General features: G+C 69.8%; 15 protein-coding genes. 2 read left to right on the top strand and 13 right to left on the bottom strand.

Features of this window, described 5'->3' with window-relative positions; genetic code table 11:
- Positions 1-6: 6 nt before the first annotated feature.
- Entirely contained in the window at positions 7-1,242 is a 1,236-nt protein-coding gene (locus tag IM689_RS03270) for a hypothetical protein (protein WP_193642883.1), read from the bottom strand.
- 5 nt (positions 1,243-1,247) lie between these two features.
- The gene (gene shbA / locus IM689_RS03265; protein WP_227484452.1) at positions 1,248-1,823 is read right to left on the bottom strand and encodes an RNA polymerase sigma factor ShbA; all 576 of its coding nucleotides are present in this window, start codon (positions 1,821-1,823) and stop codon (positions 1,248-1,250) included.
- 194 nt (positions 1,824-2,017) lie between these two features.
- On the opposite strand from shbA, the gene IM689_RS03260 reads away from it, so the two are divergent.
- Complete coding sequence (locus IM689_RS03260; protein WP_193642881.1) at positions 2,018-2,239, top strand: RNA-binding S4 domain-containing protein; 222 nt, start codon at positions 2,018-2,020, stop codon at positions 2,237-2,239.
- 301 nt (positions 2,240-2,540) lie between these two features.
- On the opposite strand, the gene groL is transcribed toward IM689_RS03260, so the two are convergent.
- Together groL and groES are read right to left on the bottom strand one after the other, a co-directional pair.
- The gene (groL, locus tag IM689_RS03255; RefSeq protein ID WP_193642880.1) at positions 2,541-4,151 is read right to left on the bottom strand and encodes a chaperonin GroEL; all 1,611 of its coding nucleotides are present in this window, start codon (positions 4,149-4,151) and stop codon (positions 2,541-2,543) included.
- A 144-nt stretch (positions 4,152-4,295) separates the two neighbouring features.
- Complete coding sequence (gene groES / locus IM689_RS03250) at positions 4,296-4,589, bottom strand: co-chaperone GroES (RefSeq protein WP_118913311.1); 294 nt, start codon at positions 4,587-4,589, stop codon at positions 4,296-4,298.
- A 287-nt stretch (positions 4,590-4,876) separates the two neighbouring features.
- Here groES and IM689_RS03245 point away from each other — a divergent pair, with 287 nt between their 5' ends.
- Positions 4,877-6,154, top strand: a complete 1,278-nt coding sequence (locus tag IM689_RS03245) for a class I SAM-dependent methyltransferase (RefSeq protein ID WP_193642879.1) — start codon at positions 4,877-4,879, stop codon at positions 6,152-6,154.
- Positions 6,155-6,252: 98 nt separating this feature from the next.
- Here the strand turns inward: IM689_RS03245 and IM689_RS03240 are convergent, their stop codons facing one another.
- The 9 genes from IM689_RS03240 to IM689_RS03200 all read right to left on the bottom strand — a co-directional run bounded on the left by IM689_RS03240 (position 6,253) and on the right by IM689_RS03200 (position 15,690).
- Positions 6,253-8,001 carry a glycoside hydrolase family 3 protein gene (locus IM689_RS03240; protein WP_193642878.1) on the bottom strand — a complete coding sequence of 583 codons (1,749 nt, stop codon included), beginning with the start codon at positions 7,999-8,001 and terminating at the stop codon, positions 6,253-6,255.
- Entirely contained in the window at positions 7,998-9,056 is a 1,059-nt protein-coding gene (tsaD, locus tag IM689_RS03235; protein ID WP_193642877.1) for a tRNA (adenosine(37)-N6)-threonylcarbamoyltransferase complex transferase subunit TsaD, read from the bottom strand. Before tsaD ends, IM689_RS03240 begins: the two co-directional genes overlap by 4 nt.
- On the bottom strand, positions 9,053-9,550 hold the full coding sequence (gene rimI, locus IM689_RS03230; RefSeq protein WP_193642876.1) for a ribosomal protein S18-alanine N-acetyltransferase: 498 nt from the start codon (positions 9,548-9,550) through the stop codon (positions 9,053-9,055). Before rimI ends, tsaD begins: the two co-directional genes overlap by 4 nt.
- Complete coding sequence (gene tsaB, locus IM689_RS03225; protein ID WP_193642875.1) at positions 9,547-10,230, bottom strand: tRNA (adenosine(37)-N6)-threonylcarbamoyltransferase complex dimerization subunit type 1 TsaB; 684 nt, start codon at positions 10,228-10,230, stop codon at positions 9,547-9,549. The genes rimI and tsaB overlap by 4 nt, the downstream gene beginning before the upstream one ends.
- 77 nt (positions 10,231-10,307) lie before the next feature.
- Positions 10,308-10,793, bottom strand: a complete 486-nt coding sequence (gene tsaE, locus IM689_RS03220; protein WP_047311780.1) for a tRNA (adenosine(37)-N6)-threonylcarbamoyltransferase complex ATPase subunit type 1 TsaE — start codon at positions 10,791-10,793, stop codon at positions 10,308-10,310.
- Positions 10,790-12,004, bottom strand: a complete 1,215-nt coding sequence (gene alr, locus IM689_RS03215; protein ID WP_193642874.1) for an alanine racemase — start codon at positions 12,002-12,004, stop codon at positions 10,790-10,792. The genes tsaE and alr overlap by 4 nt, the downstream gene beginning before the upstream one ends.
- 17 nt (positions 12,005-12,021) lie before the next feature.
- The gene (locus IM689_RS03210; RefSeq protein ID WP_227484451.1) at positions 12,022-13,704 is read right to left on the bottom strand and encodes a bifunctional ADP-dependent NAD(P)H-hydrate dehydratase/NAD(P)H-hydrate epimerase; all 1,683 of its coding nucleotides are present in this window, start codon (positions 13,702-13,704) and stop codon (positions 12,022-12,024) included.
- Position 13,705: 1 nt separating this feature from the next.
- A complete protein-coding gene (locus tag IM689_RS03205) occupies positions 13,706-14,056 on the bottom strand; it encodes a holo-ACP synthase (protein WP_047311779.1) in 351 nt (116 codons plus the stop codon).
- Positions 14,057-14,154: 98 nt separating this feature from the next.
- On the bottom strand, positions 14,155-15,690 hold the full coding sequence (locus IM689_RS03200) for an HNH endonuclease signature motif containing protein (protein ID WP_193642873.1): 1,536 nt from the start codon (positions 15,688-15,690) through the stop codon (positions 14,155-14,157).
- Positions 15,691-15,860: the final 170 nt, after the last annotated feature.

Genomic DNA, 15,860 nt, shown 5'->3' with positions numbered 1-15,860 from the left:
TCTCACCTAGCGCGTCGGCGTGGCGGTTTCGTTCGGCACCGGCTCCGCCGTAGCGCTCGGCTCGAGAGGCGTTGAGGACGCCTCGATCGACGGCCTCGGCATGAGGTACCTGAACCGGTTGCGCGTCTTCTTCTCCGCCTTCGTCAGCGCACCGCTTCCGGAGGAGGCCTTGTGTGAGCCGCGTGTCGACCTCGGGGAAACGCTCGAGGTGGGGCGAGGGGTCGGCTTCGTCGTGGAGGGCGAGCCCGAGGAACTCGAGGAGCCCGACGTGCCTGTCGAACCCGAGGGACCGGTGCTCGGCGACGTCGTCGACGAACCTGGGGTGGACGGCGTGCTCGGCTTCGTGGTCGTCGGCGGCTGCGTGGACGACGGCGAGGGCGGCGTCGTCGGACGCGGCGGACGCGTCGTGCTCGGCGCCTGCGTCGGTCGGGCGCCCGTGTTGGGCCGGTACGTCGGTACCGCCGGGCGCTGACGGTCGATTCGGGGCGCGGCGACGACCGAGCGGTCGAGACCGGTACGGCGCTCCTCGACCCGAGGCCAGGAGTCGCTCGGTGCCGTTTCCTTCGGAGCGGCGGACGTGCGGGGCCGCGCAGCGCCCTCGGCGTGGCCGTCCGTGCGATCTGGCAGCGCCTCGACACGCTTCTTCGCCGGCTTCTGCGGCGCTGCTGGTGCGTCGGTCGCCGTGGCGCGAGGCACCTCATCGGCCAGCACGGAGGGGTTGTGAGCCTTCGTCGAACTGAGCGTGAAGGAGTCGAGGGACGGTAGGCGTCCCCCACCGACAGCGGCGGCGACGCCGGACAGGGAGAGCATGAGACCCGCTGCAGCGGCCGTAGCGCCGGTTCGCACGCGGGCAGCCGGGGCCAGGCCCCACCATCCGCGGCCGAGAGCAGCGGCCACTCGGCCGTCGCCCGAGGCGCTGTACGTGCCGCCGCGAGGGCGCGGCGCGGCCGTGACAGGTCCGGGTTCGACGGACTCGGCCTCATTGGACACCGCGTAGGCGGCGCGAGCTGCCCGCGTGACGCGTCGGGGCTCGACCGTGAACGTGGCCTCGGCCTCGTCGTCGATGTCCTGCGCCCAGGCGGCGAGCATGTGAGCGACATCGTCCGACTCGTAGGTGCCGGTGTCGATGTTCGTGTCGGCGTTGGACTCGTCCGCGTCCAAAAGGCGTGCGCCGAGGACGTCGAGGAGTTCGTCGTCGCGGGCGATCTCGAAGAGGTTCGTGTCGCGGGATGCGTCGTTCACGTGGCTCACCTCAACTCCTGGCCGGAGGCGTCGTGCAGCTTGCGCAGCTTCGCGAGCGCGCGGTGCTGGGCGACGCGCACGGCGCCGGCCGTCATGCCGAGGCTGCGGGCGGTCTCCTCGGCGGAGAGGCCGACGGCGACGCGGAGCGTCAGGATTTCGCGGTGCTGTTCGGACAGGCCGCCCATGAGTATCGAGAGGCGCTTGGCGGTGTCGCCGCTGACGGCCATCTCCTCGGGGCCGGTCGACAGGTCGACGCCCTCGGGGATCTCGTCGGTGGGCACAGCCGCGCGGAAGGCGCCTCGCTGCACGTCGGCCACCTTGCGCGAGCAGATGGAGTAGACGAAGGCCTCGAAGGGGACGCCGCGCTCGACGTAGCGCGGAAGCGCCTGCAGGACAGCCACGCACACCTCCTGAGCGGCGTCGGCGGCGAGTTCACGCGAGGCGCTGAAAGCGCCGAGACGGGCTGACGCGTAGCGCAACGCCATCCGGTGAACGTCGTCGAGGAGTTGGTGTCGTGCTGCCGGATCGTTGTCCTGAGCGGCAGCCACGAGGTCGCGCATCGGCGCTTCCTCGGATGACATCGGGGTCGACGGTAGGTTCGTTACACGCGCTCGGGCATGGGACACCTGGGGCCAGGAGGCCCCTCCCATGTATCCACCTTCGAGCGCCATGGCCTACTCCCGTCACGGATGTGCGCGGTTCACGGTCAGCGGTTGCGGCCCCCACGGTAACCACACCACGGGGTGCACGGCGAGTTCGGTGCGAGAATGTGGCCATGAGCTCACCCGTAGACGTTCCGATTCGCGACGACGCCATCAAGCTCGGTCAGCTGCTCAAGTTGGCCAACCTCGTGGAGGACGGCGCCGAGGCGCGCATTGTCATCATTGAGGGCCTCGTGACGGTCGACGGCGAGGTCGACACGCGCCGCAGCGCCCAGATTCCGGTCGGCGCCGTGGTGTGCCTCGAGGACGAGTGCGTGCGCGTGACCCGGCGCTGACAGCCGAACACAGGCGCCTCCGCATCGCCATGTAACCAGGGCCACTCGCAAAGCCGCGACCCTCTCCCCCAACGAAACCGGGCCACGCGCAAAGCCGCAACCCTTTCGCTCAACGCACCCACGTTGGAAGCAGACCGCGCAGAAAGACGCCCCTCCCGCGAGCTTGCTCGTGGGAGGGGCGTCTTTCAAGCCCCGAAGCGCTGTCGCACCGAGCGCGTGGCCGTCTTCTGCGAGCTTGCGAGCAGGAGACGGCCACGCGCCGGAAGACGGCGCGAGGGAGAACTTCGCGGCGCGAGGGAGATCAGTGGCTGTGGCCGTGACCTGCCGCGGGTGCCTCTTCGTCTTCCTTCTTCTCGACGACGAGGGTGTCGGTCGTGAGAACCATGGAGGCGATGGAGGCGGCGTTGGTCAGTGCGGAGCGCGTGACCTTGACCGGGTCGATGATGCCGGCTTCGACGAGGTCGATGTAGTCGCCGGTGGCGGCGTCGAGGCCCTGGCCGACGGGCAGTTCGCGCACCTTGGAGACGGCGACGTAGCCCTCGAGACCGGCGTTCTCGGCGATCCAGCGCAGCGGCTCGGCGATGGCCTTGCCGACGAGCGTGGCGCCGGTGGCCTCGTCACCTTCGAGCTGGAGGGAGTCGAGCGCGGAGGCGGCGTGGATGACGGCGGATCCACCACCGGCGACGATGCCTTCCTCGATGGCCGCGCGCGTGGCCGCGATGGCGTCCTCGATGCGGTGCTTCTTCTCCTTCATCTCGACCTCGGTGTGTGCACCGACGCCGATGACACAGACGCCGCCGGCGAGCTTCGCAAGACGCTCCTGGAGCTTCTCGCGGTCCCAGTCGGAGTCCGTGCGCTCGATCTCGGCCTTGAGCTCCTTGACGCGGCCCTCGACTGCGTCGCCCTGGCCGGCGCCGTCGATGATCGTCGTGGAGTCCTTCGTCACCTGGATGCGGCGGGCCTGGCCGAGGACGTCGAGGTCGGCGGCCTCGAGCTTGAGGCCGACCTCCTCGGCGATGACCTGGCCGCCGGTGAGGATTGCGATGTCCTGCAGCATGGCCTTGCGGCGGTCACCGAAGCCGGGGGCCTTGACGGCGACGACGTTGAACGTGCCGCGGATCTTGTTCACGACGAGCGTCGAGAGGGCTTCGCCCTCGATGTCCTCGGCGATGATGAGCAGCGGCTTGCCGGACTGGACGACCTTCTCGAGGACGGGCAGGAGGTCCTGCACGTTCGAGATCTTGCCCTGGTTGATGAGGATGTAGGCGTCCTCGAGGACGGCCTCCATGCGCTCGGGGTCGGTCACGAAGTACGGCGAGAGGTAGCCCTTGTCGAACTGCATGCCCTCGGTGTACTCGAGCTTCGTCTCGGCGGTGGAGGACTCCTCAACCGTGATGACGCCGTCCTTGCCGACCTTGTCGAACGCCTCACCGATGAGGCCACCGATGGTGGCGTCCTGGGCGGAGAGCGAAGCGACCTTGGCGTAGTCGTCCTTGCCGTCGACCGGGCGCGCGTTGGCGAGCAGCTGGTCGTTGATGGCGGTGACGGCCTTGTCGATACCGCGCTTCAGGCCGGCCGGGGCCGCGCCGGCGGCAACGTTGCGCAGGCCTTCCTTGACGAGGGCCTGGGCGAGAACCGTGGCGGTCGTCGTGCCGTCACCGGCGACGTCGTTCGTCTTGGTGGCGACCTCCTTGGCGAGCTGCGCGCCGAGGTTCTCGTACGGGTCTTCGAGCTCGACCTCACGGGCGATGGTGACACCATCGTTCGTGATGGTGGGGGCGCCCCAGGACTTGTCGATGACGACGTTGCGGCCCTTCGGGCCGAGGGTCACCTTGACGGCGTTGGCGAGCGCGTCGACACCGCGCTCGAGCGACTTGCGCGCGTCGTCGTTGAATTCGAGGGTCTTGGCCATGATTCAACCTCTCTGGTTGATGCCGCGCGAGGCGGCGTGGAACGGGAGCCTGCTGCGTGAGTTCACGTACGGCTGGAGGGAACGCAATGCCCCGGCGGGCCGACGTGGGCCACGGCCGGGGCATGCGCGCACGGAGTGGGATCGTCAGGCGACGACGGCGAGCACGTCGCGAGCGGAGAGGATGAGGAACTCCTCGCCACCGAACTTGACCTCGGTGCCGCCGTACTTCGAGTAGATGACCTTGTCGCCCACGGCGACGTCGACCGGAACGCGGTTGCCGTTGTCGTCCACGCGACCCGGGCCCACGGCGATGACCTCGCCCTCCTGGGGCTTCTCCTTGGCGGTGTCCGGGATGACGAGGCCGGACGCGGTGGTCTTCTCGGCCTCGACGGACTTGACGACGATGCGGTCTTCCAGCGGCTTGATGTTCACCGACACGGTGGCACCTTCCTTGTTGCGACGGTCCGCTCGCGCGGACGTGACGGATGCTTGTCCACCCCTGCCCACGCCACGTGGCGTGGCATGACAGCGCGCAGTGCCGCCTCGCCGTCGCGGGGGTCGAGGTGACGTGCTCGCTGGCACTTACCCAGGGGTGAGTGCTAACTCCGAATTTATTGCTCGGTTAGCACTCGGTCAAGCCGAGTGCCAGGTGGAGGGTCGGCGTTCGCTCACGGCGCACAGGCGGGGCGGGTCTTGGTTGGAAGTTCGCCTGAAAGAATGAGCCCATGGATGCCGCCGCCGCGCACGCTCTCATGTCCGACGAGGGTCGTGAACTGCTCGCATCGCTGCCGCCGTACGACGAGAAGAACGCCGTCGCGCTCACCTCCCGATTGCGGGATCGGGGCTACTCCCCCGAACTCGTCGCCGCCGCGCTGACGCAGAGCCGATTGCGGGCGAAGGCCGTCACGAAGTTCGGCGCGAATGCCGAGCGGATGTTCTTCACCCCGGACGCCCTCGAGCAGGCCACTCGCTCGCCGGTGGCGGCTCTGCACGCCCAGCGTCTGCGGTCGTCCGGCGCCTCACGCGTGGTCGACGGCGGGTGTGGCATCGGCGCGGACGCCGTCGGTTTTGCTCGCGCCGGCCTCGACGTCATTGCCGTGGAAGCCGACGCGACGACGGCCGAACTCGCTCGTCACAACCTGACGCCCTACCCCGCCTCACGCGTGGAGACGGGGTTGCTCGAAGACCTCGCACCCGAACTCCGCCGGGAAGCCCCGGACGCCGCGTGGTGGTTCGACCCTGCCCGGCGCATCCCGGGCGTTGCCGACATCCAGGGCCGAACCAAGCGAACCTTCTCCCTGGCCGCGCTCTCGCCCGACTGGGAACTCGTCCAGCAACTCGCCGCTGATGCCCCGGCTGCCGGCGCCAAACTCTCCCCCGGCCTCGCGCACGGCGACATCCCGCCCGACTGCGAGGCGGAGTTCGTCTCATACGCCGGCGACCTCGTCGAAGCGACGCTTTGGTGGGGCCAGGCCGTTCGCGACGAAGGCACGACGGCGACGATCGTGCGGCCGACCGACAAGCGCGCCGACGGTTCCGCCAACGCAGACAGCAGCGGCGACAGCGTCGAGCTTCGCCACGTCACGAGGCCCGACGCTGCCGACGCCTCGGGGGCCCTCGCGCGTCGCGCCGACCTCGGCGCCTTCTTCTACGAGGCCGACAAGGCGTTGACGCGTAGCGGTCTCGTCGGCGCGTTGCTCAACGCCGTCGACGGGCGCGAGTTCACGGCCGGGTACGGGTACGTCACCGCCGACGCGCTCACCGACATCGGTCTTCTCGGGCGCGCATACCGGGTGCTCGACGCCGTTCCGCTGCACGTCAAAACACTCCGCTCCTACCTGCGCACGCACGACGTCGGACGCCTCACGATCAAGAAGCGCGACGTCGACCTCGACGCCGACGCCCTGCGTCGCCAACTGAAGCTCAAGGGCTCCCGGGCCATGACAGTCGTGCTCGTCAACCTCGACGGCGAGCGTGCTGCCCTCGTCGTGGAGCCTGCCTGACCTGACGTGCCACAGGTCGCACCTGGACGACCGCCGCTGCCCCCGAACTGAACCCGCCCCCTGACTCAAGGGGCTGGAGCTTCAAACAGCGCGCGAAGTCACGAACAGGCCGAGTCGCCCACCTTGTTGTCACCGACGGCAACCGGCAGCGTGCCGCCCGCCTTGGCCTTGCCCGCAAGGATGTCCGCGAGCGCCGCAAACGTCGACGGCGTGTTGCCGTACGTCGCGAGACCGACGGCTCCGGCCGGTCGCGAGGCGAGGACGTACGGGGTGTCGAGCGCGACCTGAACGCCGGCCTTCGTCGAGGAACCGGCACCCGAACCACCAGCGGAATCGGCTTCCGAGCCGCCGTCGGCCGACGCCTTACCTGCGTTGTACGACCCACCGGCGATGAGCGAGACGCGTGTGCCGGACGAGCCGACCGTGATGCCGCGGGCCGTGAGGGCCTTCGTCAGTTCCGCGCGGTCGGAGGTCGATCCGCCGTCGAGGCGGACGCTCTTGCCGACGAGCGGCTTGTCGCATGAGCCACCGAGCTGGGTGATCGACTCTCGCGCGAACTGCTCGGCGTCCTTGCCGTGCGCGCCGACGACGTTGGTCGCCGGAGCCTTGACCTGCTGGTGGCGCGTCGTCGCGACGATACGGGCAGCCGATTCCACGAGCCGTTCGCGCGTCAGCTCACCCGAGGCCACGGCCTTCTCGATGGCGGCGACCGACGCGGTGGCGTTGGCCGGCATGAGCACGACGTCGGCGCCCGCCTTGAGCGCGGAAACGGCTGCGGCACCGCCCTTGTCGAACTTCTTCACGATGGCGCCCATGTTCATGCCGTCGGTGACGACGAGGCCCTTGAAACCGAGCTTGTCGCGCAGTTCGCCCGTGAGCACCTTGTGCGACAGGGTCGAGGGCACGTTCGGGTCGACGTCCTTGAGCACGATGTGCGCGGTCATGACGGCGGGTGCCCCCGCCTTCACGGCGTTGGCGAACGGCACCCAGTCGCGCTTGGTGAGCGCCGAGACCGGATGCGACTGCACCGCGTAGTCGACGTGGGTGTCCGTCGTCACCGAGCCGTGGCCCGGGAAGTGCTTGATGACCGGCACGAGACCGGCCTCCTGGAAGCCCTTGACCTGCCCGTTCACCGCGCGCGAGACGCGCTGCGGGTCCCCGCCCGGCGAGCGGACGGCGATCGTCGGATCCTGCGGGCCGACCGTGACGTCCGCGTCGGGGGCGAACACCATCGTCACGCCGAGGGCTCGCAACTCCTGGCCCTGGCCCTTGGAGATCTTCGCGGCGAGTTCGGCGTCATCCGCGGCACCGTACGCCATACCGCCGGGCAGCTGCGTGACGGGCGCCTTGATGCGCGCGACGGGGCCACCCTCCTGGTCGATGCCGATGACGGCGGGCCACGAGCGTCCCGTGTCTTTCATCGCCTGCTGCGCGGCGGAGGTGATGGCAGGCAGGCCCGCCGTGACATCCTGCGGCACGTTGTCGCCCATGATGATGACGCCGCCGAGGCCGTCCTTGCGGATCGCCGCGGCAGCCGCCTCGCTCTGCGAACCCGGGTAGTACCCGACGATGACCTGCCCCGCGAGTTGCTTCGTCGTGAGCTTCCCGACGTCCTTCTTCGCCTGGGCGAGTTCGGCCTCCGTCGGCAGTCCGGCGTCGGCGCTCGTCCGGTTTTGGCCCTGGGAGGAGCTGCCGGACCCGCTCTTCGAGGAGCTCGAAGCGCCGGTCGAGGGCTTGTCTCCGTCGGGCGAGCCACCGCTGCAGCCGGCGAGAGCGAGCGCGCCGGTGGCGGCGAGCGCCGTCAAGCGCACCCGAAGCGTGGTCGTGGCAGACATCGTGGTCGTCATCCCATCACCTGTCCGATCAGCATCGAGGAGTCAGCGGGCACATCGAGCGCGGACGGTTCGATGCCCTTCGCGACGAGGTGTGCCCCGAGCGTGGCCACCATGGCGCCGTTGTCGGTGCACAGGCTGAGTTTCGGCACGCGGATGGCGATGCCGGCCTTGCCGCAGCGTTCTTCGAGCAGCGCACGCAGGCGGGAGTTGGCCGAGACGCCGCCGCCGACCATGAGGTTGTTGCACTCGTAGTCGCGGCAGGCCATGACGGCCTTCTTCGTGATGATGTCGACGACGGCTTCCTGGAAGGACGCGGCGACGTCGGCGATGGGCACCGGTTCACCGGCGGCTTCGCGGGTGGCGACCCAGCGCGTCACGGACGTCTTGAGGCCGGAGAAGCTGTAGTCGTAACGGTGCTTCTCGAGGTCCTTCTTCGTCGAGAGCCCGCGTGGGAACGCGATGGCCTTCGGGTCTCCGCCCTGGGCCGCCTTGTCGATGTTCGGGCCGCCCGGGTAGGGCAGGCCGAGCACGCGGGCGACCTTGTCGAACGCTTCGCCGCACGCGTCGTCGATCGTGTTGCCGAGGCTGCGCACGTCGGTGGCGATGTCCGGCACGTAGAGCAGGTTCGTGTGCCCGCCGGAGACGAGCAGACCCATGGTCGGCTCGGGCAGCGGGCCGTGGTCGAGGATGTCCACGGCCACGTGCGCGGCGAGGTGGTTGACGCCGTACAGCGGCTTGTCGAGGGCCACGGAGAGGGCCTTCGCGGCGGCGACACCGACCATGAGCGCGCCTGCGAGGCCGGGCCCGACGGTGACGGCGATGGCGTCGACGTCGGTGAGCTTCACTCCGGCGGTGTCGCACGCGCGACGCAGTGAGGGCAGCATCGCCTCAAGGTGGGCGCGGCTCGCGATCTCGGGCACGACGCCGCCGAAGCGGACGTGCAGATCCATGCTGCTCGCCACCTCGTTGGCGAGCAGGGTGGTGCCGCGCACGATGCCGATGCCCGTCTCGTCGCACGAGCTCTCGATGCCGAGAACCAGCGGCTCCCGAGTCGTGGTGATGCTCATGAGGTCTCCAGGAGTTTGCGCATGATGACGGCGTCGACGTCACCGGGTTGGTAGTAGCGGCGGCGCAGAGTGAGGCGCTCGAAGCCGGATCGTTCGTAGAGGCCGAGGGCGGGCTCGTTGTCGGCGCGCACCTCGAGCAGGAGAGCCTCGGCGCCGGCCGCCGCCGCGGCGTCGACAAGGTGGGTGAGCAAGCGTTTTCCGACGCCTGTGCCGCGGGCCGCATGGGTGACGGCGATCGTCATGACGTCGGCCGCGCTGCCGCCCGCGTCGAGGCCGGCGTAGCCCATCACGGTCTCGTTCGCGTCCTCGTTACCTGCGACGGCGACGACGTACTGGCGACGCGGGCGCTCGGCGAACTCGGCCCACCACGTCGGTTCGCTCCACGCGTCGTGATCGAAGAGTTCGGCGTCGAGACGCGCGAGGGTCTCGATGTCCCGCCAGGTCGCGTCGCGCAGGCGGACGCTCGCCGGGGCGTCGGTGGTCGTGGCGTTCACTTGCCGAGGACCCGGGCGTTGGGCGCGGTCGCGGCGGGTACGGCGTCCGGGCGACGTAGGTAGAGCGGCTCGGTGGTCAGTAGGCGCTCCCCCGCCATGACGCGTTCGATGGCGAGCGCGGCGATGTCGGCGGCGTCGACGTCGAGGAGCTCCTCGTAGCCGCCGGTGGCGTCGCGCAGGTGGTCGCTGTACAGCTGGGCTCCGCGACCGATCGCGGGGATGTCTCCGACGTGCTCGGCGACGACGGCAGCCTTGTCGACGGCCGGTTCACCCGGCGCGATGCGCTCGGCGTCGAGGTCGTAGCGGGCCCAGTAGACCTCCTTGCGGCGCGCGTCCGTGGCGACGAGCAGCGGGCCCGTCATGCCGGAACGCCGGGCGCCGTACGCGAGGGCGTCGAGGGAGCACAGACCGCCGACCGGAAGGTCGAGGGCGTACGCGAACGTCATGGCCGTCATGATGCCGACGCGCAGACCGGTGAACGGGCCGGGGCCGACACCGACGGCGACGCGGGAGAGGTCGGCAGGCGTCACACCGGCGTCGCGCATCATGGCGTCGATGGCCGGAGCGAGGATCTCGGTGTGCCGACGCGCGTCGATCGTCGAGGTGCGCGCCACGACCTTTTCGGCGTCGTGGAGCGCGGCCGTGACGGCCGAGGTGGAGGTGTCGATCGCGAGAAGCACCGACCCAGCTTATCGAGGCCCGGCAACTGCGCCGATCACGCGCGGCTCAACGGCGGTGCCGTGCGGCCTTGCGTGCGTCAGTCGAGTCCCAGTTCGGAGGCGAGGTCGATGTCTGCCCAGCGTTCGCCGGCCGTCTCGATCGTCGCGGTGCGGTCGTCGAGGCCCGTCAACGTGAGGTGAAGGCGATCGTCGGAGAGCGCCTCGGCCATGCCGGCGCCCCATTCGATGACGGTGACGGCGTCGTCGAGCGAGGTGTCGAGGTCGAGGTCGTCGAGTTCGCCGAAGCCGCCGAGGCGGTAGGCGTCGACGTGGACGAGTGCCGGGCCGTCACCGAGCGAGGGGTGTTCGCGGGCGATGACGAACGTCGGGCTCGTGACGTCACCGCGCACACCGAGCGCTTCGCCGAGAGCGCGCGTGGTCGTCGTCTTCCCGGCCCCGAGGTCGCCCGTCATGACGATGACGTCTCCGCGGCGCACGATACGGGCGAGTGCCCGTCCGAGGTCGGCGGTGGCTTCGGCGTCGGGCAAGTAGCGGGTGCCGCGCAGGCGTAGGTCGTCGCTCATCGGGTGAGTTCCTCGCTCAGGTCACCGCAGTAGATGCGTGGCAGGCGGGTGCTCATGCGCGTGACGATCTCGTAGCTGATGGTGTCGGCGGCGTCGGCCCATTCCTGCGCGGTGGGCCCGGGTGTCCCGTCGGCTGCACGTCCGAAGAGAACGGCTTCGTCGCCGGGTTGGACTGCGGCGTCACCCATGTCGACGACGAACTGGTCCATGCACACGCGGCCGGCGATGTGGCCGATCGTGCCGTTCACCATGACCGGAGCCTTGTTCGACGCGTGGCGCGGCACGCCGTCGGCGTACCCCGCGGGAATGTCGGCAAGGGTCGTTTCCGCATCTGTGACGTAGGTGTGGCCGTAACTAACGCCCTGGCCTGCGGGGACGCGTTTCGTCACGGCGACGTGGGCCGTCACCGACATTGCGGGGTCAAGACCGAGATCCTGGGGCGCGGCGAGGTCCGGCGCGGGCGAGAGGCCGTAGAGCGCGAGGCCGACGCGCACGAGGTCGAAGCGCGACTCGGGCACGAAAATCGCGCCGGCGGAGTTCGCCATGTGCCGCACCTCAAGGTGAAATCCGGCGTCGTCACAGTCCTTTTCGGCGGCGCGGAAGCGGTCGATCTGGGCGGCGACCTCGGGGTGGCGCGGTTCGTCGGAGCGGACGAAGTGGGTGAACAGACCGACCACCTCGACGAGGCCCCTCCCCCGCGCCTCGCGGGCGGCGGCCACGAGCTCGGGCCACTGGTCGCCGTACGCGCCGTTGCGGGCCATGCCGGTATCGACCTTGAGGTGGACGCGGGCCGCGCGCCCGGCGGCCTCGGCGGCTATCGCGACGTCGCGCACCATGGCTGCCGACGAGACCCCGAGGTCGATGTCGCGGCGGATCGCCGTTTCGAAGTCGGAGCCGGGCGCGAGCAGCCAGCACAGCACGCGGGCGTCGATTGCGGCGTCGCGTAGCGCGGTGGCTTCGTGGAGTTGCGCCACTCCCAGCCAGGTCGCTCCCCCACGCAGCGCGGCGCGGGCAGTCGGCACGAGCCCGTGGCCGTAGGCATCACCCTTGACGACAGCCATGAGCTGGGCGTCACCCACTCGCGCCTTGAGCGTGGTGGCGTTGCGCACGATGGCGTCGAGGTCGACGACGACGCGGGCCTGCGCACCTTCGAAGGCGAGCCAAGCGGGGTGGTCGGACGGCGTCGGGGCGTCGGCGGCGGGCACGTTCATAGCGACTCAGTCTTTCACTAGCGCGGGAAGCGTCCCGCACGGCGTTCCTCGTGCACCCGCCGCTGTTCGGCGACCAGTTCTGAGGCGACGCGTCCCAGCGACGTGGCGACATCGAGGGCGCGGACGGGGCCGTCGGGGTTGGCGAGGTGCGCCGCGCGTCCGTGGGTGTACGCGGCGAGTGCGGCGGCGCTCCTGGGCTCGAGACCGGCCGCGAGCAGGACGCCGAGGAGCGCGGCGAGCACGTCGCCCGTTCCGGCGGTGGCGAGCCAGTGCGGGGCGCGGTTCTCGATGGTGACCGGGCCTTCGCCGGGCGAGGCGATGACGGTGACGCCGCCCTTGAGCAGGACGGTCGCGCCCGTCTCGTTGGCGGCACGGCGAGCCCACGTGACGGGGTCGGCTTCGACTGTCGAGCGTTCGACGTCGATGTCGCGCGACTGCAGGAGCGTCGCGAGCTCGCCGGCGTGGGGGGTGATGACGGTCTGGGCCCCTTCCGGGCGGACACCGGGCTCGAACCAGGTGAGCGCTCCCGCGTCGATGACGACGGGTTCCTCGGAGCGCAGCGCGGCCATGGCGGAGTCGTAGCGGTCGCTCTCGTGCTCGCGTTCACTCGGCCCGTCGATTCCGGAGCCCACGACCCACGCCTGCACGCGACCACTGCCGTGCACGACCTCCGGCGCCGCTGCCGTGACGGCGTCCTCTGCGCGACGCGGGCCGACGTAGCGCACCATGCCTGCTCCGGCCGTTACCGCCGCGACGGCACCGAGCACCGCGGCTCCCGGGAACGCGTCACTGCCCGTCGCGAGACCTACCACTCCGCGCGTGTATTTGTGATCGCGCGGGCCGGGTACGGGCCACAAGTGCGCCAGGTGCGTACCGGACAGTCGCATGGCTTCCTGTTCGCCAAGAGGGAGGTGGACGCCGATGTCGACCACCTCAATTCGTCCGTTCGCGGCGGGTGCCAGCATGAGCGAGGTCTTGGGCCCGCCGAAGGTGACGGTGATGTCGGCACGGAATCCTGGGGTGGGGCAGTCGACGGCCACCACGAATGCCTGGATCGGAATGAGGTCGGCGAGTTCCTGCCAGGTCGAAGCGCGCCCGGGATCGGCGCCGATTCCGAGGATGCCGTCGACGACGAGGTCGGCGTGCGCGATCGCATGGGCGTTCTCACGGCCGCCGCCCTCGGGCTCCGCGCCGCTGTGGGAGGCGGATTCGTACCGGGCCACGTCGACGCCCGCTGCACGCGCTGCGGCGACGCCCTCGACGTGTGCCTTGTCGGCGACAAGGAGAGCCAGACACTCGAAACCGTCAACTGCGAGATCGCGGGCGGCGTACAACGCGTCGCCACCGTTGTTTCCGGGCCCAACCAGGACCACGACCCTCGGCGACGTCACGCCCCGCCGCTTGAGTTCAGCGACCTCGCGTCTCACGATGTCGGCGAGCCCCCTTGCGGCGCGCTGCATCAGAGCACCGTCGGTGAAGTCGTCACCCGTGGCTTCTTCAGCAGCGCGTACGGCGTCAACCGACCACGCTGCTCGAATGCCGCCGTCGGAGTTGTCCCGCCAGGCAGCAGCACCACCATCCGCGTCCTGAACCTCCCCCGCGCTGGCGTCACGCCGACCGCCACCGTTCGGGCTCAGCCGTCCCGATCCGTCTGGCGTAGACGCGGGGGTGTTCTCGTGGCGAAGGTCGTCATCCGCCATGTCAGCCCTCCGCGATGCAGACGGCGGAGGCGATGCCACCGTCGTGGGTGAGCGAGAGGTGAAGCGCGTCGACGTCGAGCGCGCTCATGCGAGCTTGCACGGTGCCGCCGGTGCGGAAGTAGGGCTGGCCGTCGCTGTTCTTGTCGACCTCGGCGTCCTGCCAGCTCATTCCGGGCGGTGCGCCGAGCGCCTTGCTCAGCGCTTCCTTCGCTGCGAAGCGGGCGGCCAATGAGCGGATCGGCAGGTCGCGCTCGCTCGGCGTGAACAGCCGGTCACGCATCTGCGGGGTGTCTGCGAGTTTCTGCGCGAACCGGTCAATTTCGACGACGTCGATTCCCACTCCAACGATCATGTGGCCAGTCAACCACGCGTCGTTTCTTCCTGTTCAGCTGCGGGTCACCGGCCTGCGGCCAAGGAGCCGAATCCCAGCCACGGGCGCGCTTGTCTGAGTCAGGCGGCTGGGGCTGTGAAGACTGCCGGCTGCGGCAGCGTCGGGCCGCTGGGGAGAGTCAGCCAACGGTGGCCGGTGGGCGACTCCCAGAGGCACTCGCCGTCCGCCTGCATGACGACCGCGAAGCCGCCGAACGTCTTGGCGCGGTGGTGGTGACGGCACAGGCACTGGAGGTTGGCCGGGCTCGTCGCGCCACCTTCGGCGAAGGGAATCACGTGGTCGACGTCCGTGACGTCGGCCGGGCGGGTGCAGTACGGGAAGCGGCAGTGCCCGTCACGCGTCTTCACCGTGCGCTCGACCAGCGTCGTCGGTCGGTACGAATCGGTCACCGTCGCCAGCGTTGTGACGCGCTCGCCGTCGACGGCCACGAATTCAGAGACGAACTTCGTGCCGACTGCCCCGGCCAGCGCACGAACCGTGGCCGCATCGACGATTCCGACTCCGGGCACCTCCACGTCGCCGAAGGGCATGCGAACGTCGTCGCCGAACCACGCTGCCGCGTTCTTGCGGGCAGAGCTCTCCCCGGAGCATCCGGTAGAGCCGTGCGCGCGAGCGAGAACAGACCGCGACGACAGAGGTTCAGCGGGCGATGACGTCGATGGGCGCACGAGGACGCGCAGGTGCAATGTCGTGGTGACGGTGGCCTGACCGAGGAGGAGGTCGACGAAGGCGTCGGCGCGGGATGGACCGGCGAAGAGCCCGTGGCCGGCTCCGTCACCACTTCTCGGCGCGTTGTCGCGCAGGAACTGCGCCCTCGCGTCGATGGCGGCTCGCACCGTTGCGGCATCGACCGAGTCGAGCACGACACACATTTCGGTGAGTTGGTCGAACTCGAGGTGCGGGGAGAACCACACGCCCATCTCGCGGCGCTGTTCAACGGGATCAACGGGCCGCGCCAGACCGAGTGACCGCAGGAGGCGCTTCGTCTGCCGGCGGGCGCCTTCGACCGTCATCGTCGGGATACTGCCGGCCGCAAGAAGGCGGTTCACTTCGTCGAGATCGGGAGCCTCGACATGTTCGAGCTCGGACGCGATCGCGGCAACCGTGGCGAAGCGAACCTCACCGCGAAGGGCCGATCGAAGCAGTTCGGGGTGCCTGCAACGCAGCTGCGCGGCGTCATCGGCCATGGCGCCTGCTGCACCGGAACTCATGCCGAGGGCCGGTCCGAAGCTGTCGCCAGCGAATTCCCCCGGAGCGAGCGGGTACGACACGTCTCGCAGGTGCTCGAACTCCAGCGCCTCGACCTGCCGCACTGCTTCGGCGTGCTCGGCGGCCATGACGCGCACGAGTGCATCAGCGGAACGAGAAATCGTGAGCACCGCAGCGGCCGCACCTTCGAGCTGCCGAGCCGTCTCCACCGACTCGGCGATGCGCTCGTCCAGCGACGCGCCGATCTCGGGCGGATCGAGCAGCGGCGAAACGCTCACGAGGGCTTGCTCGACCACAGCTTCGGTGAGCACCGTCCATGCAGCGAGCAACCGCTCGCGAGGCATACGAGACACCGCGTCGGCGGTCATCTCGAGGTGCTGTTCCATGAACTCATTTTAGTACACCTGTTCGAACAGATGTAGAGGACGCTCCCCCAATTTCGCGGTCCGCCCAGACATTCCGCGACGCGCACCGTCAGCTCCGTGGGCACCAGGCTCAGCGTCCGGATCACGGAGCCGGCGTCGACCCGGGGCGCGCGGACGCGCAGGAGCAACAC

The sequence above is a fragment of the Dermacoccus barathri genome (assembly GCF_015070805.1).
Taxonomy (GTDB): Bacteria; Actinomycetota; Actinomycetes; order Actinomycetales; family Dermatophilaceae; genus Dermacoccus; species Dermacoccus abyssi.
This window is presented reverse-complemented; position numbering and strand designations above follow the sequence as displayed.

Coding starts and splice junctions, on each gene's coding strand:
- tsaD (WP_193642877.1), bottom strand. CDS start 9,056: ATGAGCATCACCACGACTCGGGAGCCGCTGGTTCTCGGCATCGAGAGC.
- groL (WP_193642880.1), bottom strand. CDS start 4,151: ATGGCCAAGACCCTCGAATTCAACGACGACGCGCGCAAGTCGCTCGAG.
- IM689_RS03200 (WP_193642873.1), bottom strand. CDS start 15,690: ATGGAACAGCACCTCGAGATGACCGCCGACGCGGTGTCTCGTATGCCT.
- IM689_RS03205 (WP_047311779.1), bottom strand. CDS start 14,056: ATGATCGTTGGAGTGGGAATCGACGTCGTCGAAATTGACCGGTTCGCG.
- shbA (WP_227484452.1), bottom strand. CDS start 1,823: ATGTCATCCGAGGAAGCGCCGATGCGCGACCTCGTGGCTGCCGCTCAG.
- IM689_RS03210 (WP_227484451.1), bottom strand. CDS start 13,704: ATGGCGGATGACGACCTTCGCCACGAGAACACCCCCGCGTCTACGCCA.
- tsaE (WP_047311780.1), bottom strand. CDS start 10,793: ATGAGCGACGACCTACGCCTGCGCGGCACCCGCTACTTGCCCGACGCC.
- alr (WP_193642874.1), bottom strand. CDS start 12,004: ATGAACGTGCCCGCCGCCGACGCCCCGACGCCGTCCGACCACCCCGCT.
- IM689_RS03240 (WP_193642878.1), bottom strand. CDS start 8,001: ATGACGACCACGATGTCTGCCACGACCACGCTTCGGGTGCGCTTGACG.
- IM689_RS03245 (WP_193642879.1), top strand. CDS start 4,877: ATGGATGCCGCCGCCGCGCACGCTCTCATGTCCGACGAGGGTCGTGAA.
- IM689_RS03260 (WP_193642881.1), top strand. CDS start 2,018: ATGAGCTCACCCGTAGACGTTCCGATTCGCGACGACGCCATCAAGCTC.